This is a genomic window from Pontiella sulfatireligans, from assembly GCF_900890705.1.
Lineage (GTDB): Bacteria > Verrucomicrobiota > Kiritimatiellia > Kiritimatiellales > Pontiellaceae > Pontiella > Pontiella sulfatireligans.
Genome location: NZ_CAAHFH010000001.1, coordinates 2,990,635 through 3,007,922, shown reverse-complemented (window position 1 = coordinate 3,007,922; position 17,288 = coordinate 2,990,635). Strand labels below are relative to the sequence as shown.

General features: G+C 56.5%; 11 protein-coding genes. 2 read left to right on the top strand and 9 right to left on the bottom strand.

All coding sequences use genetic code 11. The features are described 5' to 3' along the window. Nucleotides 1-12: 12 nt before the first annotated feature. From pstA to SCARR_RS10305, 9 genes are all read right to left on the bottom strand, one after another. Nucleotides 13-1,359, bottom strand: a complete 1,347-nt coding sequence (gene pstA / locus SCARR_RS10345; protein WP_136061508.1) for a phosphate ABC transporter permease PstA — start codon at nucleotides 1,357-1,359, stop codon at nucleotides 13-15. A 73-nt stretch (nucleotides 1,360-1,432) separates the two neighbouring features. Continuing rightward, a complete protein-coding gene (locus SCARR_RS10340) occupies nucleotides 1,433-2,578 on the bottom strand; it encodes a PstC family ABC transporter permease (RefSeq protein ID WP_136061507.1) in 1,146 nt (381 codons plus the stop codon). Between the two features lie 134 nt (nucleotides 2,579-2,712). Beyond that, nucleotides 2,713-3,528, bottom strand: coding sequence for a phosphate ABC transporter substrate-binding protein (locus SCARR_RS10335; protein WP_136061506.1), 816 nt, complete (start codon nucleotides 3,526-3,528; stop codon nucleotides 2,713-2,715). Between the two features lie 148 nt (nucleotides 3,529-3,676). Then, entirely contained in the window at nucleotides 3,677-5,026 is a 1,350-nt protein-coding gene (locus SCARR_RS10330; RefSeq protein ID WP_136061505.1) for a TolC family protein, read from the bottom strand. A 17-nt stretch (nucleotides 5,027-5,043) separates the two neighbouring features. After that, nucleotides 5,044-8,175 carry an efflux RND transporter permease subunit gene (locus SCARR_RS10325; protein ID WP_136061504.1) on the bottom strand — a complete coding sequence of 1,044 codons (3,132 nt, stop codon included), beginning with the start codon at nucleotides 8,173-8,175 and terminating at the stop codon, nucleotides 5,044-5,046. Nucleotides 8,176-8,188: 13 nt separating this feature from the next. After that, the gene (locus SCARR_RS10320; protein WP_168433219.1) at nucleotides 8,189-9,235 is read right to left on the bottom strand and encodes an efflux RND transporter periplasmic adaptor subunit; all 1,047 of its coding nucleotides are present in this window, start codon (nucleotides 9,233-9,235) and stop codon (nucleotides 8,189-8,191) included. A gap of 386 nt (nucleotides 9,236-9,621) precedes the next feature. Next, the gene (locus SCARR_RS10315) at nucleotides 9,622-10,791 is read right to left on the bottom strand and encodes a porin (protein ID WP_168433218.1); all 1,170 of its coding nucleotides are present in this window, start codon (nucleotides 10,789-10,791) and stop codon (nucleotides 9,622-9,624) included. Nucleotides 10,792-11,030: 239 nt separating this feature from the next. After that, entirely contained in the window at nucleotides 11,031-12,707 is a 1,677-nt protein-coding gene (locus SCARR_RS10310; RefSeq protein WP_136061501.1) for a Na/Pi cotransporter family protein, read from the bottom strand. A 155-nt stretch (nucleotides 12,708-12,862) separates the two neighbouring features. Then, nucleotides 12,863-14,578 (bottom strand): Na/Pi cotransporter family protein, encoded by a 1,716-nt coding sequence (locus SCARR_RS10305; RefSeq protein WP_136061500.1) that lies wholly within the window; start codon nucleotides 14,576-14,578, stop codon nucleotides 12,863-12,865. Between the two features lie 220 nt (nucleotides 14,579-14,798). On the opposite strand from SCARR_RS10305, the gene rpe reads away from it, so the two are divergent. After that, complete coding sequence (gene rpe, locus SCARR_RS10300) at nucleotides 14,799-15,455, top strand: ribulose-phosphate 3-epimerase (protein WP_168433217.1); 657 nt, start codon at nucleotides 14,799-14,801, stop codon at nucleotides 15,453-15,455. Then, on the top strand, nucleotides 15,452-17,257 hold the full coding sequence (gene lepA / locus SCARR_RS10295) for a translation elongation factor 4 (protein WP_136061498.1): 1,806 nt from the start codon (nucleotides 15,452-15,454) through the stop codon (nucleotides 17,255-17,257). Before rpe ends, lepA begins: the two co-directional genes overlap by 4 nt. Nucleotides 17,258-17,288 lie beyond the last annotated feature (31 nt).

Here is a 17,288-nt window from a genome sequence, read left to right as displayed (position 1 = left end):
TCTTCGGTCATATCAGCCTCGCAATTTTTTGGAAATTCGTGCGCGCATCAGGATGGCGAACAGGTTTAGGAGCAGCACAATGGCCACTAGGGTGAAAACCATGCCGTATTGAACGTGCCGGATTTCGTCCACCGCTTCGTGTTCGGTGCAAAGGTTGTAAATGTTCCACGGCAGGGCGGGCGTCGGTTGACTCAGCGTTTCCCAAATCTTGAGCGGCGCGCCGACGCTGACCGCGGCGGTAAAGATGATAGGAGCCGTTTCGCCGGCGGCGCGGCCCATGCTGATGACGATGCCGGTCAGGATGCCGGGCAGGGATGCGGGCAGGATAACGCTCATCACCGTGTGCCAGCGTCCGGCGCCGAGGCCGAGCGCGGCTTCTTTATAGGCGCGCGGCACGGCGAGAATCGCCTCTTCCGAGGAGCGGATGATGGTCGGGAGGATCAGCAGCGAAAGCGTCAGCGATCCAGCCAGCACGCTTTTGGAGTTGGACACGTGAATGGTGTTCAAAAAGAAGGCGAGGCCGAAGAGGCCGAAGACAATGCTGGGCACGCCGGCGAGCGTGCTGATGCAGATGCGCAGGAAGCTGACCACGCGCCCTTCCTTGGCATATTCGCAAAGGTAGATGGCGGCAATCACGCCCATGGGGATGGCGAAAATCATCGCGCCGAGCGTGAGGTAGAGGGTGCCGAGCACCTCCGGCCAGATGCCTCCAAAAATGTGCGAGTCTTTTGATTTATCGGTGATGAAGCGCCAGTAGAACGTGGTTTTGGGCAACATCATATCGCTGATATGCTCCTCCAGATAGGGGAACATCGGTTCAAGTTTGGTGCCTATAAACTGCTCCACACGTGGTTTTTCAACCAGCAAGCCCATGGCGTCGGCATTGGAATAGTCCCATTCTTCAGAGTAGAGCGCTTCGTGCAGTTTGACCAAGGTGCGCTCCCAGCGGGTCTGGCCGTATTGCTGACGGAGCAGCACGGGCTTGCGCTCGCCGGGGATCGGTCCGAGCAGCGTCTCGATGCTTTTTTCAACCTCTTTGAAGGCAGCCTTGTATTCGCGGCGCTCGGAGCTTTTCATCGCCTTCATCTCGGCTTCGAACTCCTCCATCATGAGGTAGACGGGCGCGCGGGCGGCGGCCGTGCTGGCCGCTTCTTGGTTGAATTTATCGGGGTCGCCGCGATCGAACTGCTCCAGCATCATCCGGCGGAATTCGATCGTTCCCTTAAAAACAAACGCCTTCGATCCCCGGACGACAATGGGCGTCAGGATGAGCAGCAACGCCATGGCCATGACGCCGATGGCAATGATGCCGAGGCCGGAAAAGGCTTTGTCCAAAAGTTTTCTAGTTTCTAGTCTCATGTTTTTTCAACCACGGAAGACACTGAATGCACGGAAGAATCCAAGTTTGTATTTTCAGGTTTCACGTTTCAGTTTATTTTCCCAGCTTCTTGCGCGAGCGCTTGACGATGAGCTCGCTGGCGAGATTCATGATGAAGGAGAAGGCGAGCAGGCAGAAGGCCATGGCGAACAGGACGTGAAAGCGGGAGGAGCCGGTGACGTGGTCGGCCTCGCCCATGTCGCCGGCAATGGTGGCGGTGAGGGTGCGGACGGGCTGGAGCATGTTGTACCACGGGTCCGGCAGGCGCGCCGCGTTGCCGGACGCCATCCAGACCACCATCGTTTCGCCGATGGCGCGCATGACGCCGAGAATGACCGCCGCCAGAATGCCGCTGATCGAGGCGGGGATGACGGTTTTGATGATGGTTTCCGCGCGGGTGGCGCCGAGGGCGTAGGAGCCTTCGCGCAACTCGCGTCCGGCGGCTTGGAGCGCATCTTCCGAAACGCTCACCACCGTGGGCAATGCCATGATGCCGAGGATGACCGCCACGTTCAGCGCGTTGGTGCCGCTGCTGATTTCAACGCCGCTCAGATGGCTGGCCAGACGGTAGATGAAGGTGAAGGCCAGAATGCCAAGGATTGGAAAAACAATCGCTCCGGCCAGCTTGGGATTTTTCACCTTGTTGCGCAGCTTGTCGATGGTGAGGTCGCCCATAACAATCACCAGCAGGGCAAAGATCGGACCGAGAATCATCCAGGTTCCTGCGGAGAGGATCGCGCCTCCATGGTTTTGCAGCATCGGGGCAAAAACCACCAACGCAAAGAAACCATAGGCGACCGAGGGGATGGCCGCCAGAATTTCAATGATGGGCTTAACAATCTGCCTAATGTGAAAGGGGAGCAGGTCGCTCAAGCAAACCGAGGCGGCGATGCCCAGCGGAACGGCCACCACCACGGCGCCGAGCGTGACTAGGCCGGTGCCCATGAAGATTGGCAACGCACCAAATTCAGCCGGCGAGCCGGAAGGATACCACCGTGCGCTGGTGAAGAACTCCTTGAAACCTTCGAGTTTGAAGAAAGGGATCGCGTCTTTCAGAATAAAATAGAAAATGAAAAACACCGTTAAGGTGGATAGCGAGGTAATCAGGAAAAGAATGGACTGGCCAAACAGAGTCGCCATCCGATGCCGTCGGCTGGCGGCATCGCTCATGATTAGGCTTTGATTAGATTTTGCGCTCATAGACTCCTGAATTTCTTAAAGACGCGGCGATAGTGGGGGTGAATTGTTAGCGAAAGATTAGGGGTGGGTTAGAAGGGTATGTTGAAAAGGCGCGACCCGCAGGTCGCGCCTCAATCGTCACGAATCATGCTGCATTAGTATGCAGTAACCGGAACGAAGCCGATTTCTTCAACCATTTCCTGTCCGTCTTCGGTGAGGTGGATGGTAACGAAGCGGTAGAGGGGGGAGCCTAGCTTCGGATAAGCGTTTGTGTACATGAAGAGCGGGCGGGCGATCGGGTATTCACCGGTCTGCACGGTTTCTGCGGACGGGTAGATGCCGTTGATTTTAAGGGCTTTCACGGTTTTGTCGACGAAGCCGAGGCCGGCGTAGCCAATGGCGGCCGGGGTGCTCTGCACGCGCTGGCGGATAGCGCCGTTGGAGCCGACGTATTCGCAGTTTTTGTGGATCTTCTGCTTGCTCATTACGAGCTTGGCGAAGGTTTCGTAGGTGCCGGAGTTGGTGTCGCGCGAAATGCTGACAATGGCTTTATCCGGTCCGCCGACCTGCTTCCAGTTGGTGATTTCTCCAAGGTAAATCTTGCGGACCTGTTCAACCGTCAGGGCCTGAACGGGATTGGACGGGTGGACGAGAATCGGCAGGCCGTCGAGGGCGACGACGTGGGCGACCGGCTGGATGCCTTTGTCGGCGGCGGCTTTGAACTCGGTATCCTTCATCGGGCGGGACATGGCGGCTACGTCGCAGGTGTTGTTGACGAGGCTCTTGGCGCCGTTGCCGCTGCCGGACTCGGAAACGGTAATGTTCACGTCGGGGTTGGCCGACATGAAGTATTCAGCGAAAGCCTTGGCGATGGGGCCTACAGTAGTAGAGCCGTCGATGGCGATTTTGTTTTGTGCCTGCGTGCTGAGCGCCGCGCAAATTGCAAACGTGGTGATAACTGTTTTTTTCATATCGTATTCTCCTGTTGGTTTAGCCGTTTCTTAATTAACGACGGCCAAAGGATGAGCACGAAATGTTAGGAGCGGATTAGAAGGGTATTAGCGGAGCATGAAAAAGCAGTAAGTTCCAACGCCTTCCATCCATTGGAACTCCGGCCGCTTATTCTTTCGGGGCGGAAAGGCCCTTGCCGGTGGCGGAGACCAGCCGCAGCTGCGACATGTTGTATTTCGTGGCCACAGCCAGATAGAGCGATTCGGCCTCGGCTAGCGCTTTAACCGACTGCAGTGCTTCGAGCGGCAGTCCGCTGTTTTCAAAGATGCGTTCGTTGTTGAGCTCATAGGATTTCCGCGCGCTGTCCACGGCGCGCTTCGCGAGGCCGAGCTGGCGCTGCGCGCCTGAAAACTGGGCATAGGCCATCCGTACTTCGGCCGCAATATCTACCAGCGCCTGTTCCTCCATGGCCTTGGCTTTGCTCATCAGGGCGCGCTGTTTCTTTATGTTGTTGCGGTTGCGCAGGCCGAGGCTGTCGAACTGCCAGTAGAGCATTCCATAGACGTCGTGGCGCTCATCGTCGCCGCTGTTTCCGGAACCTTGTCCGCCGCCATAGCTGCCATAGCTGTAGCCGACCTCGACCTTGGGCAGGAAAATGCCGTAGCGCTCCTGATCAAGCTGGGCCTTTCCGGCGGCGCGGATCGCGCGGTTCTGCCCGACTTCGGGGCGGTTCATCAGTGCCCGCGAGACCAGATCGGCGAGATCGGCCTCGGCCTCCATCAGTGCGAGCGGCGTAATCATGGAATCCGCTGGAGTGAGCTGCGCTGCATCGTCGAGCCGAAGCAGGCGTGCCATTTGGACCGCAGCGCCTTCTTTACGCTCCCGTGCCAGCTCCACCCGCTGCTGTTGAATGAGCGATTCCACCTCGGCCCGTTCGGCATCGGCCTGGAGGCCTTCGCCGCTGGCGGCAAAGTCGGCGGTCTGCTTGGCCAGCGCTCCCGAATTTTCGGCGGACAGTTCGGCAATCTCTAGTTCGCGGAAGGCCCGCACCAATTCATAGTAGGCCGAGGCCACATCAAGCATCACTCGAAGGCGAACCGACTCTTCGCCCAGCATGGCCGCCTGAAACTGCTGCTTGGCGGCTAGCGGCCCAAAAATAGCGGCGGAAAGATCGACGCCGGCTGAAAGGCCGGGGCGCAGCGGCATGCCGGAACCGGAAGCACCGGCGCCCAGCCCGCCGTAGCGCGAGTTGCGCTCGACGTCAGTCATGGTGCCGTCGGTTTCCTGCAACTGGCCCTTCTGCCAGCCGTAGCTCGCGCCGACGCGCACTGTCGGAAGCCACTGGTACCACGCCGCGGCCTTGTCGAATTCGGCCAGCTCCACTTGCTGCACCTGGATGGCGAGGTCGGTGTTCTTTTCGTCGGCGAGCCGCAAGGCGGTCGGCAGGTCGATCAGCAGCGGTTCCGCATGGGCGGCCGCCGCGAGAACAAGAGTGAAGGTAATAAGATGGGTTTTCATTTTACAATCTCCGGAACTTAAATGCGTTTGGGCTGATGTTTCTTGGCCAGCGTGTAGACGCAGGGCACGAGGAACAGGGTCAGGATGGTGGAGGCCGCCATGCCTCCGATCATCGCGCGGGCCAGCGGGACCATCGCTTCGTTGCCGATCGAAAAGTTAAAGGCGAACGGCGCCATCGAGGCAACCATCGTCAACGACGTCATCAGGATCGGGCGCAGACGAACACACGCCGCCTCATAGGCCGCTTCGAATGGGCTGTGCCCCTTATCCATCTGCTTGTTGGCAAATTCCACCAGCAGGATCGAGTTGTTCACCACCACGCCGACGAGCATCAGCGAGCCCATTAGCGACTGAATGTTAATGTAGGTTCCGGTGATGAACAGCGCCGCCGCCACGCCCGAAAGCGCCAGCGGGACGGCCAGCATGATGATCAGCGGTTCAGAGAACGAGCGGAACTGCGCCATCAGCACCAGGAAGACCAGTACAATCGCCGTAAGCAATCCGAAGCCCAGCGACGACGCGCCATCGCGCATCGACTGCACCGGGCCGCGCAGGTTGACCGTCACGCCGTTGGGCAGCTCGATGCCGGCCAGCACCTTTTCGACATCCTTCACCACCGAGCCCAGATCGCGCCCTTCGACGTTCACATAGACGTCGTTCACCCGCGACATGTTGTAGTGGGCAATCTCGCCGGGAATGTTCACGCGGCGGATGGTGGCAACGCTTGAGAGCGGAACCGAGGCATGTCTGCCGTCGATCTCAACCGGCAGCGGAATATTCTTCAGCTCTTCGATCGACTCGATTTCGTTGTCCTCGTACTGGATGCCGATAAAGAAATCGACGCCGCCCTTGTCGATCCAGATCATGCGGCTAAGGCCGATGCTCGATCCATAGGCGGTCACGACATTGCGGGCCACATCATCCTGCGTAAGGCCGTAGAGCGCTGCTTTGGCACGGTCGACGTCGATGTCGAGCTGCGGATAGTCCAGCGCCTGTGCAATCTGCACGTCCGCAGCGCCGGGAACATCCTTGACGGCCCGTTCGATCTTTTCGGCGGTGGCGCGGCAAGCTTCGAGCGTGCCCGCGGCAATCTGGATATCGATCGGAGCGGCAACGCCTTCGTTGAGTGTGGCATTAATGATGCCGCCGGTTACGAAGAGGAACTTTTCGTGCGGGAAGGCTTCGGCAAGCCCTTCCCGCAGTTCACTGACATAGTCCATCACACTCTTCTTCCGGCCTTTGTCCTGAAGGTTGACGATCAGGAAGGAGGTATCGGGGCCGGAGTTTGAACTGAGCACGGTGGAAAAGCCCGCGCCTTTGCCGACCGGCATGCCGATGTTTGAAATGATCGACTTAATGTCGTCCTTCAGAATGGTTTTCTGTATATGCTCCTCAATTCTGGCAACGAGGGCTTCGGTGTTTTCCAGCCGGGTGCCCGGCGCGGTCTTGACCCGGATCTCGAACGACCCGGCATCCACTGCAGGGAAGAGTTCGCTTCCAACCATTGGAAGCAGGAGGAAGCAGGCCAGGGAAACGCCGCCGATCACGGCGATGGTGAGCCAGCGCGACTTCATCGCTTTGGAGAGCAGCTTTTGGTAGAAGGTGGCGGGCTCGGACATGCGCTCTTCCAGATTGTGTTCAACGCGGGTTTCGCTGCCGTTCTTTCCAAGGAAGCGCGCGCAAAAGGCGGGCGCGACCGTCATGGCGATGACATAGGACGCGGCAATGGTCAGCACGGCGGCCGCCGCCAGCGGGAGGAAGAGAAACTTGATCATGCCGGACAGGAAGAGGGCGGGGATGAAGACCGCCAGAGTGGTGACGATGCCGGCGAGGACCGGCATGGAAACCTCTTCGGCTCCGTCGCGTGCCGCATCGACGGCGTTTTTGCCCATGGAGCGGTGGCGCATGATGTTTTCCACCACCACGATGCCGGCGTCGACCACGGTGCCGACCGCGAGGGCCAGACCGCCGATGGTCATCACATTGAGTGTTTCGCCGGTGAAGTAGAAGCCGAGGATGCCCGAAAGCAGCGAGAGCGGGAGCATGAGCAATACAGCGATCGACGGGCGCAGCTTGCGCAGGAACAGCACAACAATCACGACCACGAGCAGTGCGCCGAGCAGAATCTGCTTCTGAAGGCCGGACATCGCTTGGCGGATGTAGGTGGACTGGTCGCTCACGAGCGTGATTTCGGTCGATTCCGGAATGTCGCCGCGGGCCTTCATGTTGGGCACTTCGGCGGCGATGCCTTCGCGGATGCGGTCGACGACCTGCACGGTGTTTTCGCCGGGTTCGCGCAGGAGCGGGCAGTAGACCGAGCGGAGGCCGTTCACGCGGACAATGTTGTATTGCAGCGCGGCGTCGTCTTTGGTGTAGCCGATGTCCTTGATGTAGATCGTTTGGCCGTTGCGCACGGCGACGGGAACGTTGTCGATGTCGGCCGTGGTCAGCAGGGTGTTGACGGGATGCACCTGGTAGTCGAGCGCGCCCATCTTGACGGTTCCGCCGGCCATCACGAGGTTGGCCTTTTCCATCGCCTTAACGACGTCGTCGGCGGAGAGGTGGTGGGAGGCGAGCTTGTCGGGATCAACATAAATCATCATCTGGCGGAACTTGCCGCCGAACGGATGGGGGATCTGTACGCCCTTGAGTCCGCCCATTTTGTTGCGCACGGCATAGTAGCCGATTTTGTAGAGCTCGGTTTCGCTCAGCCCTTCGCCGCTGATGGCGGCAAGCAGCACCGGCATGTTGCCGGGCTCGGAACGCATCGTGAACGGAACCTCGATGCCGGGCGGCAGGTGGAAGAGGTCGCTCATTTCATAGTTGATGATGTCGTTCATGGCCTGCCCCGGATCGGCGCCGGCCTGGAAGGTAACCTTGATGAGCGCCGCGCCCGGCAGGATGCGCGCTTCGATGGATTCGCGCTTGCCGGCGAGGGTCAGGGCGCGCTCGACGCGGGAGGAGACCGACTTTTCCATTTCGCCGGTAGGGAGGCCGGGATAGGAATAGTAGCTCATCACCACCGGTTTATTGAAATTGGGCAGGATGTCCGTCGGAATCTTTGGGTAGACCGCAAAGCCGAGGAAGGCGAGCGCCAGCACCGCCGCCAGAACGGCATAGGAGTTTTTAAGAGAAAATTTTACAAGCATTGGAAATTCCCGGTTAGTTGCGGCTCTTGACGGTTACGGCGTCGCCATCGCGCAGGCGGCCAATGCTGTTGGCCACGATCTGTTCGCTGCCCGAAAGCCCGGAAATGATTTCAATCTGTGTGCCCGTATCGGTTCCCGTTGCAACGGGCAGGCGTTTGACGGTGCCGTTTTCAACGGCGTAGACGTGCGGTGCGCCGTCGTTCAGCCGAACGGATCCGGCCGGCAGGACGAGGGCGTCGCGCCGGTATTCGAGTTCAACGGTTACTTTTCCATACATGCCGGGGAAGAGCAGGCCTTGTGCATTGTCGAGGTCGATTTCGGTGCGCATGCGACGGGTTGTGCTGTCGAGCACGCCGGCGGAACGCGAAATTTTGGCTGAAAACGTCTGGCCGGGGTAGGCATCGAAGCTCAGCGATACGCGGTCGCCGTTGTTGAGCCAGACGGCTTCGCGCTCGGGGATGTAGGTGACGACGCGCAAGGAGGAGAGCTGTGCGACCTCGATGAGTACGGCGCCGGAGTCGGCGGCAACGAGATCGCCGGGGTCGACGCTGCGGATGGATACAACGCCGTCAAACGGGGCGGGAATGCTGGAATAGGCCAGCATTTGCTCGGCTTCTGCGAGCTTGGCCTCGGAGACGCTTTTTGCCGCCGCGGCTTGCTGAAGGCGAAGATCGGCCTCTTGAGCCGCCTTTTCCGTGATGGAGCCTTTGTCGGCCAGTGCTTTCACCCGCTTTTGTTCGGACTGCGCGGCGGCGAGGGCGGCTTCGCGATCTTTGATCTCGGCTTGCAGCACGTTCACGGCGGCGACGAGCTCGGGGGCGTCGATCGCCACCATGGGCTGTCCGGCCTTGACAGGGGAGCCGATATCGACGAGCACGGCTTTCACATAGCCGGTAACACGGGTGCCGATGCTGGCCGTGTGGAAGGCCTCGATGCTGACGGGCTGGGTGGTGGTGACGGCCAGATCCTTCTTTTGGACGGGTACAAGTTCCACGGGCGCGGCGGCGTAAGCCAGTGTGCCGGCGAGAATGCCTGCTGCTGTAAGGATGGTCTTTTCCATTTGTATCTCTCCTGGCGTTGGATGGATTCTTTTCATCGTAAAAAAGATGAAAAAGCAAAATATGACAAATATTATCATGTATTGCTAGTGAGAACGTCGCTGGATGCTGAAAGATGGACAGAATAAGGCGGAATTTACATAAAATTGGAATAAACCCCTGTAATAGAGTGAAAACGGCATTGTTAAGATTTCTTCAAGGGAGCGGAGGAGCGCTCCAGAAGTGCGGAGGGCCGGTGTTTTCGCCGGCCATGGTGCACAAGTTTTTCCTCATGCAAACATAATGGAGGGAATCTCTGTGGAACCGACTTTCGATCTGCTGGTTTGTGAAACAAAAAAGGGCTCCCGGATGGGAGCCCCTGATTCGGTTGTGCGGTGTGCGCGTCGCCTTACCAGCTGAGGCGGAGTCCGGAGGTGAGGCCGTATCCTTTGTAGGTGCCTCCTCCGTCAGCCAAGCGGTCGCCGTGGTTGTATTCGATCGCATTCTGCCATTTCAGCTTGTGGCCGTAGAGGTACCAGTTGAAGCCCAGCAGCAGGTTGTGCGCTGTTTCAACCTTCTGACCGGAATTCTTGCTGGCATAGCGCGCCATGTTGACATCCGATTTGTTGTTCAGACTGGAAACGCCGGCATACTGAAGAACCAACTGAAGCTCTTCGGTTAAGTTGTAGAAAGGCATGAGGTCGATGCCGACCAGATCGCTTTGGCCGGAGATGCCCTGCGCCCAGGAAATGTCGGACCAGAATCCAAGCTTTTCGTTCAGCATGTCTTTATAGACGAGGGAGACAACATGTTTGAGGTTTCTGGTGCCCACGCTGTAGTCGGTGCTGTAATCCGGGTCGTTATACACGTAGTCGAGGCGAAGCGATCCATCCTCTCCGATCGTGTGGCCGGCGGACAGCAGGGCAAAGTAGCCGCTGTCAAAGTGGCCGAACTCATCTTCGCCGCTGGACGAAAAACCGCCTACGTTGTAGGACCAATCATTGTTTTTCCCCGTCACGGATGCGCCGGTGAAATACTCGGTGCCGAACCAGATGTTTCGGGCCACGATGCTGCGTTCCGGAACGATGAGCTTTTTGGACGAGGTTGCACCGTCGAGGGTGAAGCCGGCGGACTGTTTGCCCACTTTTAGGCTCAAATCTTTGGAAGGGGCCCATTTAAGGTAGGAGTCGGTCAGGCGTTTGTAGAATTTATCCCATGAGTCGGAGTCTGCTTCGTTCATGTTCAGGTCCATTTCACTATGCAGGGTGAAATCGTCGAATACCTTGGCTTTGAAACCGAGGCGCAGACGTCTCCAGTCTGTATCGTCATGGGAGGAGTCTTCGTTTTGGAAGTTGACGGCGTCGCCCTGCAAGCGTCCGGTAAAGGCCAGGCTTTGGAGAACTTTTCCGTCGTTGTTTTTGTATAATTCAGCCGCACCCCATATTTTGTCGTAAATCGACTCTTCGGAGGCCGCTTCGGCCGCTTCTGCGGGAACCTGTGCGACTGCTTCTTCTGCAAATGCGGCCGATGCGGATACCGCAAGGCCGAGTGCTATGATAGCTATGTGTTTTTTATTCATCTTATTCATCCTCTCGTTGGAGTTATACGTTTCGTTATAAATGTGCAGCAAAGGAAAGCGGAAGGCACCTTTTCAGTCCCGGAGATTCCGAGCTCGCCATTCCAGTTTTTTCCTTTGCATGTGCGAAAAAGTAAATTCCGAATGTTAGGAGAGTATTAGGAGGCCGTTAGATATTAGTGGGCAGTGTTTAATGTTTGAGAAGTGTGGGCGGGGGCTTTTTATGGGGAGGGTGCATCCGGCTATTTTTCCCCGGCCACGACTTCGGCAATATTGAGGGCATGGTCTTTCATGCGGCGGTAGTCGTTGAGCATGTCGGTGAAGACCAGGCTGTGCAGCGGGGAGGACTTGCTTTCCGATAGACGCAGCAGGTGCAGGCGCCGGTATTCCTTCATTTGGCGCGTGATGACATCGCTGTCGGTCTGCGCCCGGCCAAGGATATCCTTGTTTTCGTTGCGCTCGGCATTGTTTACCATCTTAATGTAATCGAAGACCTTGTTGTGCAGGTCAATAAGTTCTGCGCGGCCTTTTTCCGAGACCGTCAGCTGGTTGGTCCGCAGTTTCACATGCCCTTTGAGGACATTCATGAGGTAGTCGCTAAGGCTTTCGAGCTCATCGGCCAAGCGCATTTGGCGACGCGCCTCTTCCATCACATCGTGCGTCACTTGGCCCGTCATCATTTCGCTCAGGAATACCACGATTTCCTTCTGCACGTTGTCGAGAATGCCTTCGTAGTGGAAAATCTTGCTTTCAAGCTCGTCGAGCTGCTCGTTGCTGGCAAGCACTTCGCCAAGCCATTCCGCCATCTTTTCGACGCTCTCCGCCATGAATAGCACTTGTTTTTTCGACTGCACGATGCCGAGCGCCGGCGTGTCGAGCATGCGGACGTCGAAGTAGGCGAGGTGGTTGATTTCGTCGGCCTTCTTTTCGGGGACGAGCCATTCAACCAAGCGGGCGAGCGGTTTCATTAGCGGCAGGAAGATGATGGTATTGATGAGGTTGAAGCCCGTGTGCACCAAGGCGATCTTTGCCGTGACGTCGTCGGCCATCTCGGGATTCTTTGCCATGAACCCATGGACGTGGCCGAAGATCCAGTCGATGCCTTTTACATAGGAAAAAAAGATGGGGATGAGCCAGAGTGTTCCGATGACGTTGAAGATAATGTGGGCGTAGGCCGCGCGTTTGGCGTTGGTAGAGGTGCCGATGGAGGCGAGGAAGGCGGTGATGGTGGTGCCGATGTTCAGGCCGAGCACCAGCGCCGCCGCCGTGCCGAAGTCGATGATGCCCCCTTGCGCTAAAACAATCGTTACGCCGATCGTGGCCGAGGAGGACTGCACGATCATAGTGGCCAAGCAGCCGAAGAAGGCGCATTTAAGCACGCCCGGGATCGTGGTTCCGTTCATGACGGAAAAGGCCTGTCTGAGGTATTCGTTGACTTCCGGGGTTTTGAATGCGCCGCCCATGGTCTGGAGTCCGAAGAAAACCATGCCCACGCCCAACAGTGCCATGGCGGTGTAGCGCACGCGCTCCTTTTTGGAAAACAGGAAGAAAAAGACAGCCACTCCAAGCACGGGCAGCCCGAATTTTCCGATCTTAAGCGCAATGATCCAAGCGGTTACGGTTGTGCCGATGTTTGCGCCGAGAATTACGCCGATCGCCTGCATCAGGGTCATGACACCGCTGTTCACGAATCCGACCACCATCACCGTGGTTACCGAGCTCGACTGGACAATGCCGGTAATCAGGGTGCCGATCGCGCACGCGGCGAAGCGGTTGTCGGTTACGGCGCTGATCATCTTGCGCAGGCGGCTCCCGGCCACGGCCTGCATGCCTTCCGACATGTATTTCATGCCCAGCAAAAAGATGCCGAGTCCCCCGACGACCTTGAAAAGGATATCCTGAATCGCGTGCCACTCCATGCTTTCCCCCGCAGTTGAAAATGCGCAAAGAAACTAACAAAATCCTGACCGTTTGCTAATCAATTATGCTGGCGTTTCCATTGCGGACGGCTCAGGTGCAAAAAAAGCTCTCCCGTTCCCGGAAGAGCCTTTGCGTAAACAGGAATGTTTATTCCTTATTTGTCGCCTGAGACCACCTCTGCAATGTTGAGGGCGTGGTCTTTCATGCGGCGGTAGAAGTTGAGCATGTCGGTGTAGGCCAGGCTGAAGTAGGGCGAAACCTCCTCTTTCTGCAGGCGGGCGAGATGCTCGCGGCGCGTTTCCTTCATGAGCTTCCCGATGGCCGCGCCTTCGGTGTTGGCCCAGGCAAGGTGGTCCGCGTTTTCGTCCTTCATGTGCTGATCGACCGTAGCGATGTACGAAGCAACCCTCTCGTGGAGCACCAGCAGCTTGTCTTTGGCGGGGCCGTCGAGGTGGAGTTTGTTTTGCTCCATTTTCTTGATCCCTTTTAGCACGTTTGCGATGTAGTCGGAGAGCGACTCGTATTCATCGGCGATACGCATCTGCATATGGGCCTTGGTGGTGACCTCGTGCGGAACCTGTCCCGAAACCATATTGCTGAGAAACAGGAAGATTTCCTTCTGGACGTTGTCGAGGATTTCCTCGCGGTGGAAAATTTTGCTTTCGATTGCTGTCGTTGCCTTTCCGCCGAGACATTCCTTCAACTGATCCATCATGCCTTCCACGCTCTCAGCCATGAAGTTGAGCTGTCCCTGCGACTGAACAATACCCAATGTCGGGGTGTCGAGCATGCGAATATCCAGATAGGTGAGGTGTGCGGATTCTTTCGTCTCTTTTTCCGGAGCCAACCAGGTAACAAATTTGGCCAGAAAGCCGATGAATGGCAGGAAGATAAGCACGTTCGCCACGTTGAACGTGGTGTGAGTAAGAGCAATTCCTGAGGTAATGACCAGTCCGAACTCCTTTTCATCCATCGAATCAATACTGATGTCCAGTGGGTTAAATCCGGTTTTGGAGGCAACCAGGGCCGAAAGCCCTTTTATGGCAATCGGGAATAGGGCAATAAACCAGATGGTTCCCAGAACATTAAAGAAGAAGTGGGCATAGGCCGCCCGTTTGGCATTGGTTGTTGTGCCGATAGAGGCTAATAGGGCAGTTATGGTGGTTCCGATGTTTTCGCCCATCACTAGGGCGGCGGCGGTTTGGAACTCAATCACACCGGTGGCTGCAAGGCCGATCGTGATGCCCAGTGTTGCCGAAGAAGACTGCACAATCATAGTCAGCACCATCCCGACGAGGGCGCATTTGATGATGTCACCATATGCTGCGAAAATTCCTCCATCCAACGTGATGTGAAAGGTTTGGAACCAGGCGCTGAATTCTTCCATGGAGCGTAGTGGCTTAAATCCGTTCTTCATCAGTTCAAGTCCGAAGAAGACCATGCCGATGCCCATAATGGTCATGCCGATATAGCGGATACGCTCGCTTTTAGAGAAGAGGAAAAAGAATGCTGCAATTCCAAGGATTGGAAGTCCCCATTTGCCAATGTTCAGCACCAGAATCCAGCCGGTAATCGTTGTGCCGATGTTTGCTCCGAGAATGACGCCGATGGCCTGCATCAGGTTCATGATGGCGGAGTTAACAAAGCCGACAACCATTACGGTGGTAACCGAACTGGATTGTACCAGACAGGTAACCAGAATGCCCATGAGCACACCCATGACCCGGTTGTTGGTGGCGACGCTGATAATTTTGCGCAAACGGTCGCCGGATACAGCCTGAAGGCCTTCCGACATGTGTTTCATTCCCAGGAGGAAAATACCCAATCCTCCCACTACATTTAGTGCAATTTGCAGGAAACTTACGTTCATTATCCTCTCCCGGTTCTGGTTGTTTTTGGAATGCGCGGTGAACCTAACAAAATCTTAATGGGAATCTAGCAAGAAAATGCGAACATTTGAGAGGCTCGCTTTTTTCCTTTTGCAGGAGTCCATTTGCTGAAGGTGTGGAACCTTGACCTTTGGAGCGGGGTTGGGTAGCTTCTGCGTTCATTTTTTCAAGGGAACGAGCAAAATGCCGGATATTCAGATTATGCCATCCATTCTAGCCGCCGACTTTGGCCGATTGGCCGAAGGTTGCGCGCGAGCGGAAGCGGCGGGGGCGGATCAGATCCATGTGGATGTGATGGACGGCGTGTTTGTGCCGAACATCAGTTTTGGGCCGGATGTGGTTAAAATGTCGGTTGCAGCGGTTCAGATTCCGCAAAACGTGCATCTGATGGTGACGCAGCCGCAAAACCACATTAAGGCGTTTGCCGAGGCAGGATCGGACACGATTCAGATCCATATCGAATCGAAGTGCGATGTTCGGGAGACGCTGGCGGCCATCCGTGCGCTGGGCAAGCGACCTGCGATTACGTTGAATCCGGAAACGCCGGTGGAGAGCATTTTTGAATGCCTGGAAAACCGCTGGGTGGACGAGGTGCTGGTGATGTCGGTGCATCCGGGCTTTGGCGGACAGAAATACCTCTCCTATGTAGAAGGGAAGGTGGCCGTGATTCGCCGGATGGCGGATTGGGTGGATATTGCCATCGACGGCGGCATTGACAACACAACGGTTGAACGCGCCGCGGCCTGCGGGGTCAATCTGTTTGTGGCGGGCTCGTATCTTTTTAAGCAGGACGACATGAAGCCGGCGGTTTCCGATTTGCGGAAGACCGCCCAAGACAACTATTGCAAGGCTGTATGAACGATCTATCTTTAGTACGAAATTTTTCAATCATTGCGCACATCGACCACGGCAAATCAACGCTGGCCGACCGTATGATGGAGCTGACTCATACCGTTGAAGACCGCAAGATGAAGGAGCAGCTTCTCGATTCAATGGATCTTGAGCGCGAGCGCGGCATCACGATCAAGGCGCATCCAGTGACGATGAAATACAAGGCGAAGGATGGAAAAATCTATACCTTCAACTTGATCGACACCCCCGGTCACGTGGACTTTTCCTATGAAGTGTCGCGTTCCTTGCAAGCGTGTGAAGGCGCGATTCTGGTGGTGGACGCTTCGCAAGGCGTGGAGGCGCAGACCGTTTCAAACACCTATCTGGCCAACGACAACGGCCTCAGCATCATTCCCGTGCTCAACAAAATCGAGATGCCTAATGCGGATATCGACGAGGTTTGCCAGCAGATCGAGGATATTCTCGCCATCGAGGCAACGGATGCGCTGCAGATCAGCGCCAAGAAGGGCATCGGCATTGAAGCGGTGCTCGAAGCCGTGGTGGAACGCTTCCCGCCGCCGACGCCGGGCAAGGACAAGTTTACCCGTGCGCTGGTTTTCGATTCGAAATACGACGCGTTCCGCGGTGTGGTGGTTTATATGCGCCTGTTCAGCGGCCGGCTCAAAGCGGGCGACAAGGTGCAGGTGATGAGCACCGGCGAAAGCTACGAAATCAAGGAAGTCGGTATTTTTACGCCCGAAATGGAAAAATGCCCGGTGCTGGAGGAAGGGTCCGTTGGCTATGTGATTGCCAACATTAAGGATGCCTCCGAAATCCAGATCGGCGACACGCTTACGATTGCAAAGACGCCCGCTCCGGACGCTTTGCCGGGCTTCAAAGAAATCCACCCGATGGTCTTTTCGGGCATCTATCCGGTGGAAACGTCCGACTACGAAAAGCTCGGCGCCAGCATGGATAAGCTGCGCCTGAACGACGCATCCTTTTCATTCCAGGCGGAATCCTCGATTGCGCTGGGCTTTGGTTTCCGTTGCGGCTTCCTCGGCTTGCTGCACATGGAAATCATCATGGAGCGCCTGCGCCGCGAGTTCAACCTCGATATTATTTCGTCGTACCCGAACGTGGTTTACCGCGTGATTCTGAAAAACGGCGACGTTCAGGAAATTGATAATCCGATGTATCTGCCCGATATGAGCAATATTGAGCACATCGAGGAGCCCATGATTAATGCCACCATCATCTGTCCGACGGATTATTTGGGTGAAATGATGAAACTGATCATGGAGCGTCGCGGCGACATCACCAAAACGGACTCTATCGACGGGCATCGCGTTATGCTCACGTGCTACATGCCGCTGAATGAGGTGCTGATCGATTTCTACGACAAGTTGAAAACCATCAGCCGCGGTTATGCCTCGATGGATTATGAGTATTCCGATTATCAGCAATCCGAGCTGGTGAGGATGGACATCATGATTCACAGCGAGGTCGTGGATGCCTTTTCGAGCATATTGCATCGCTCCAAGGCCGAGTCCCGCGGACGGCAGATGTGCAAGTCGCTGCTGGATGTTATCCCTCGCCAGGCCTTTGCTGTGGCGGTGCAGGCCGCGGTGAACGGCAAGATCATTGCCCGCGAGACCATCAAAGCCTACCGCAAGGATGTGACGGCCAAGTGCTACGGCGGCGATATTTCCCGTAAGCGCAAATTGCTTGAACGCCAGAAAGAAGGCAAAAAGAAGCTCAAGAAAATCGGCAAGGTGAACATTCCGCAGGAGGCGTTTATCGCTGTCCTGAAAACCAATACGCAGTAGGGAATGTCGAATAGAGAACAAGGAATTTTGA

What these genes read in the sequence shown, in the direction of transcription:
- SCARR_RS10315 (WP_168433218.1), bottom strand. Translation starts at nt 10,791, where the DNA reads ATGAATAAAAAACACATAGCTATCATAGCACTCGGCCTTGCGGTATCC.
- SCARR_RS10310 (WP_136061501.1), bottom strand. Translation starts at nt 12,707, where the DNA reads ATGGAGTGGCACGCGATTCAGGATATCCTTTTCAAGGTCGTCGGGGGA.
- SCARR_RS10330 (WP_136061505.1), bottom strand. Translation starts at nt 5,026, where the DNA reads ATGAAAACCCATCTTATTACCTTCACTCTTGTTCTCGCGGCGGCCGCC.
- SCARR_RS10340 (WP_136061507.1), bottom strand. Translation starts at nt 2,578, where the DNA reads ATGAGCGCAAAATCTAATCAAAGCCTAATCATGAGCGATGCCGCCAGC.
- lepA (WP_136061498.1), top strand. Translation starts at nt 15,452, where the DNA reads ATGAACGATCTATCTTTAGTACGAAATTTTTCAATCATTGCGCACATC.
- rpe (WP_168433217.1), top strand. Translation starts at nt 14,799, where the DNA reads ATGCCATCCATTCTAGCCGCCGACTTTGGCCGATTGGCCGAAGGTTGC.
- SCARR_RS10305 (WP_136061500.1), bottom strand. Translation starts at nt 14,578, where the DNA reads ATGAACGTAAGTTTCCTGCAAATTGCACTAAATGTAGTGGGAGGATTG.
- pstA (WP_136061508.1), bottom strand. Translation starts at nt 1,359, where the DNA reads ATGAGACTAGAAACTAGAAAACTTTTGGACAAAGCCTTTTCCGGCCTC.
- SCARR_RS10335 (WP_136061506.1), bottom strand. Translation starts at nt 3,528, where the DNA reads ATGAAAAAAACAGTTATCACCACGTTTGCAATTTGCGCGGCGCTCAGC.
- SCARR_RS10320 (WP_168433219.1), bottom strand. Translation starts at nt 9,235, where the DNA reads ATGGAAAAGACCATCCTTACAGCAGCAGGCATTCTCGCCGGCACACTG.
- SCARR_RS10325 (WP_136061504.1), bottom strand. Translation starts at nt 8,175, where the DNA reads ATGCTTGTAAAATTTTCTCTTAAAAACTCCTATGCCGTTCTGGCGGCG.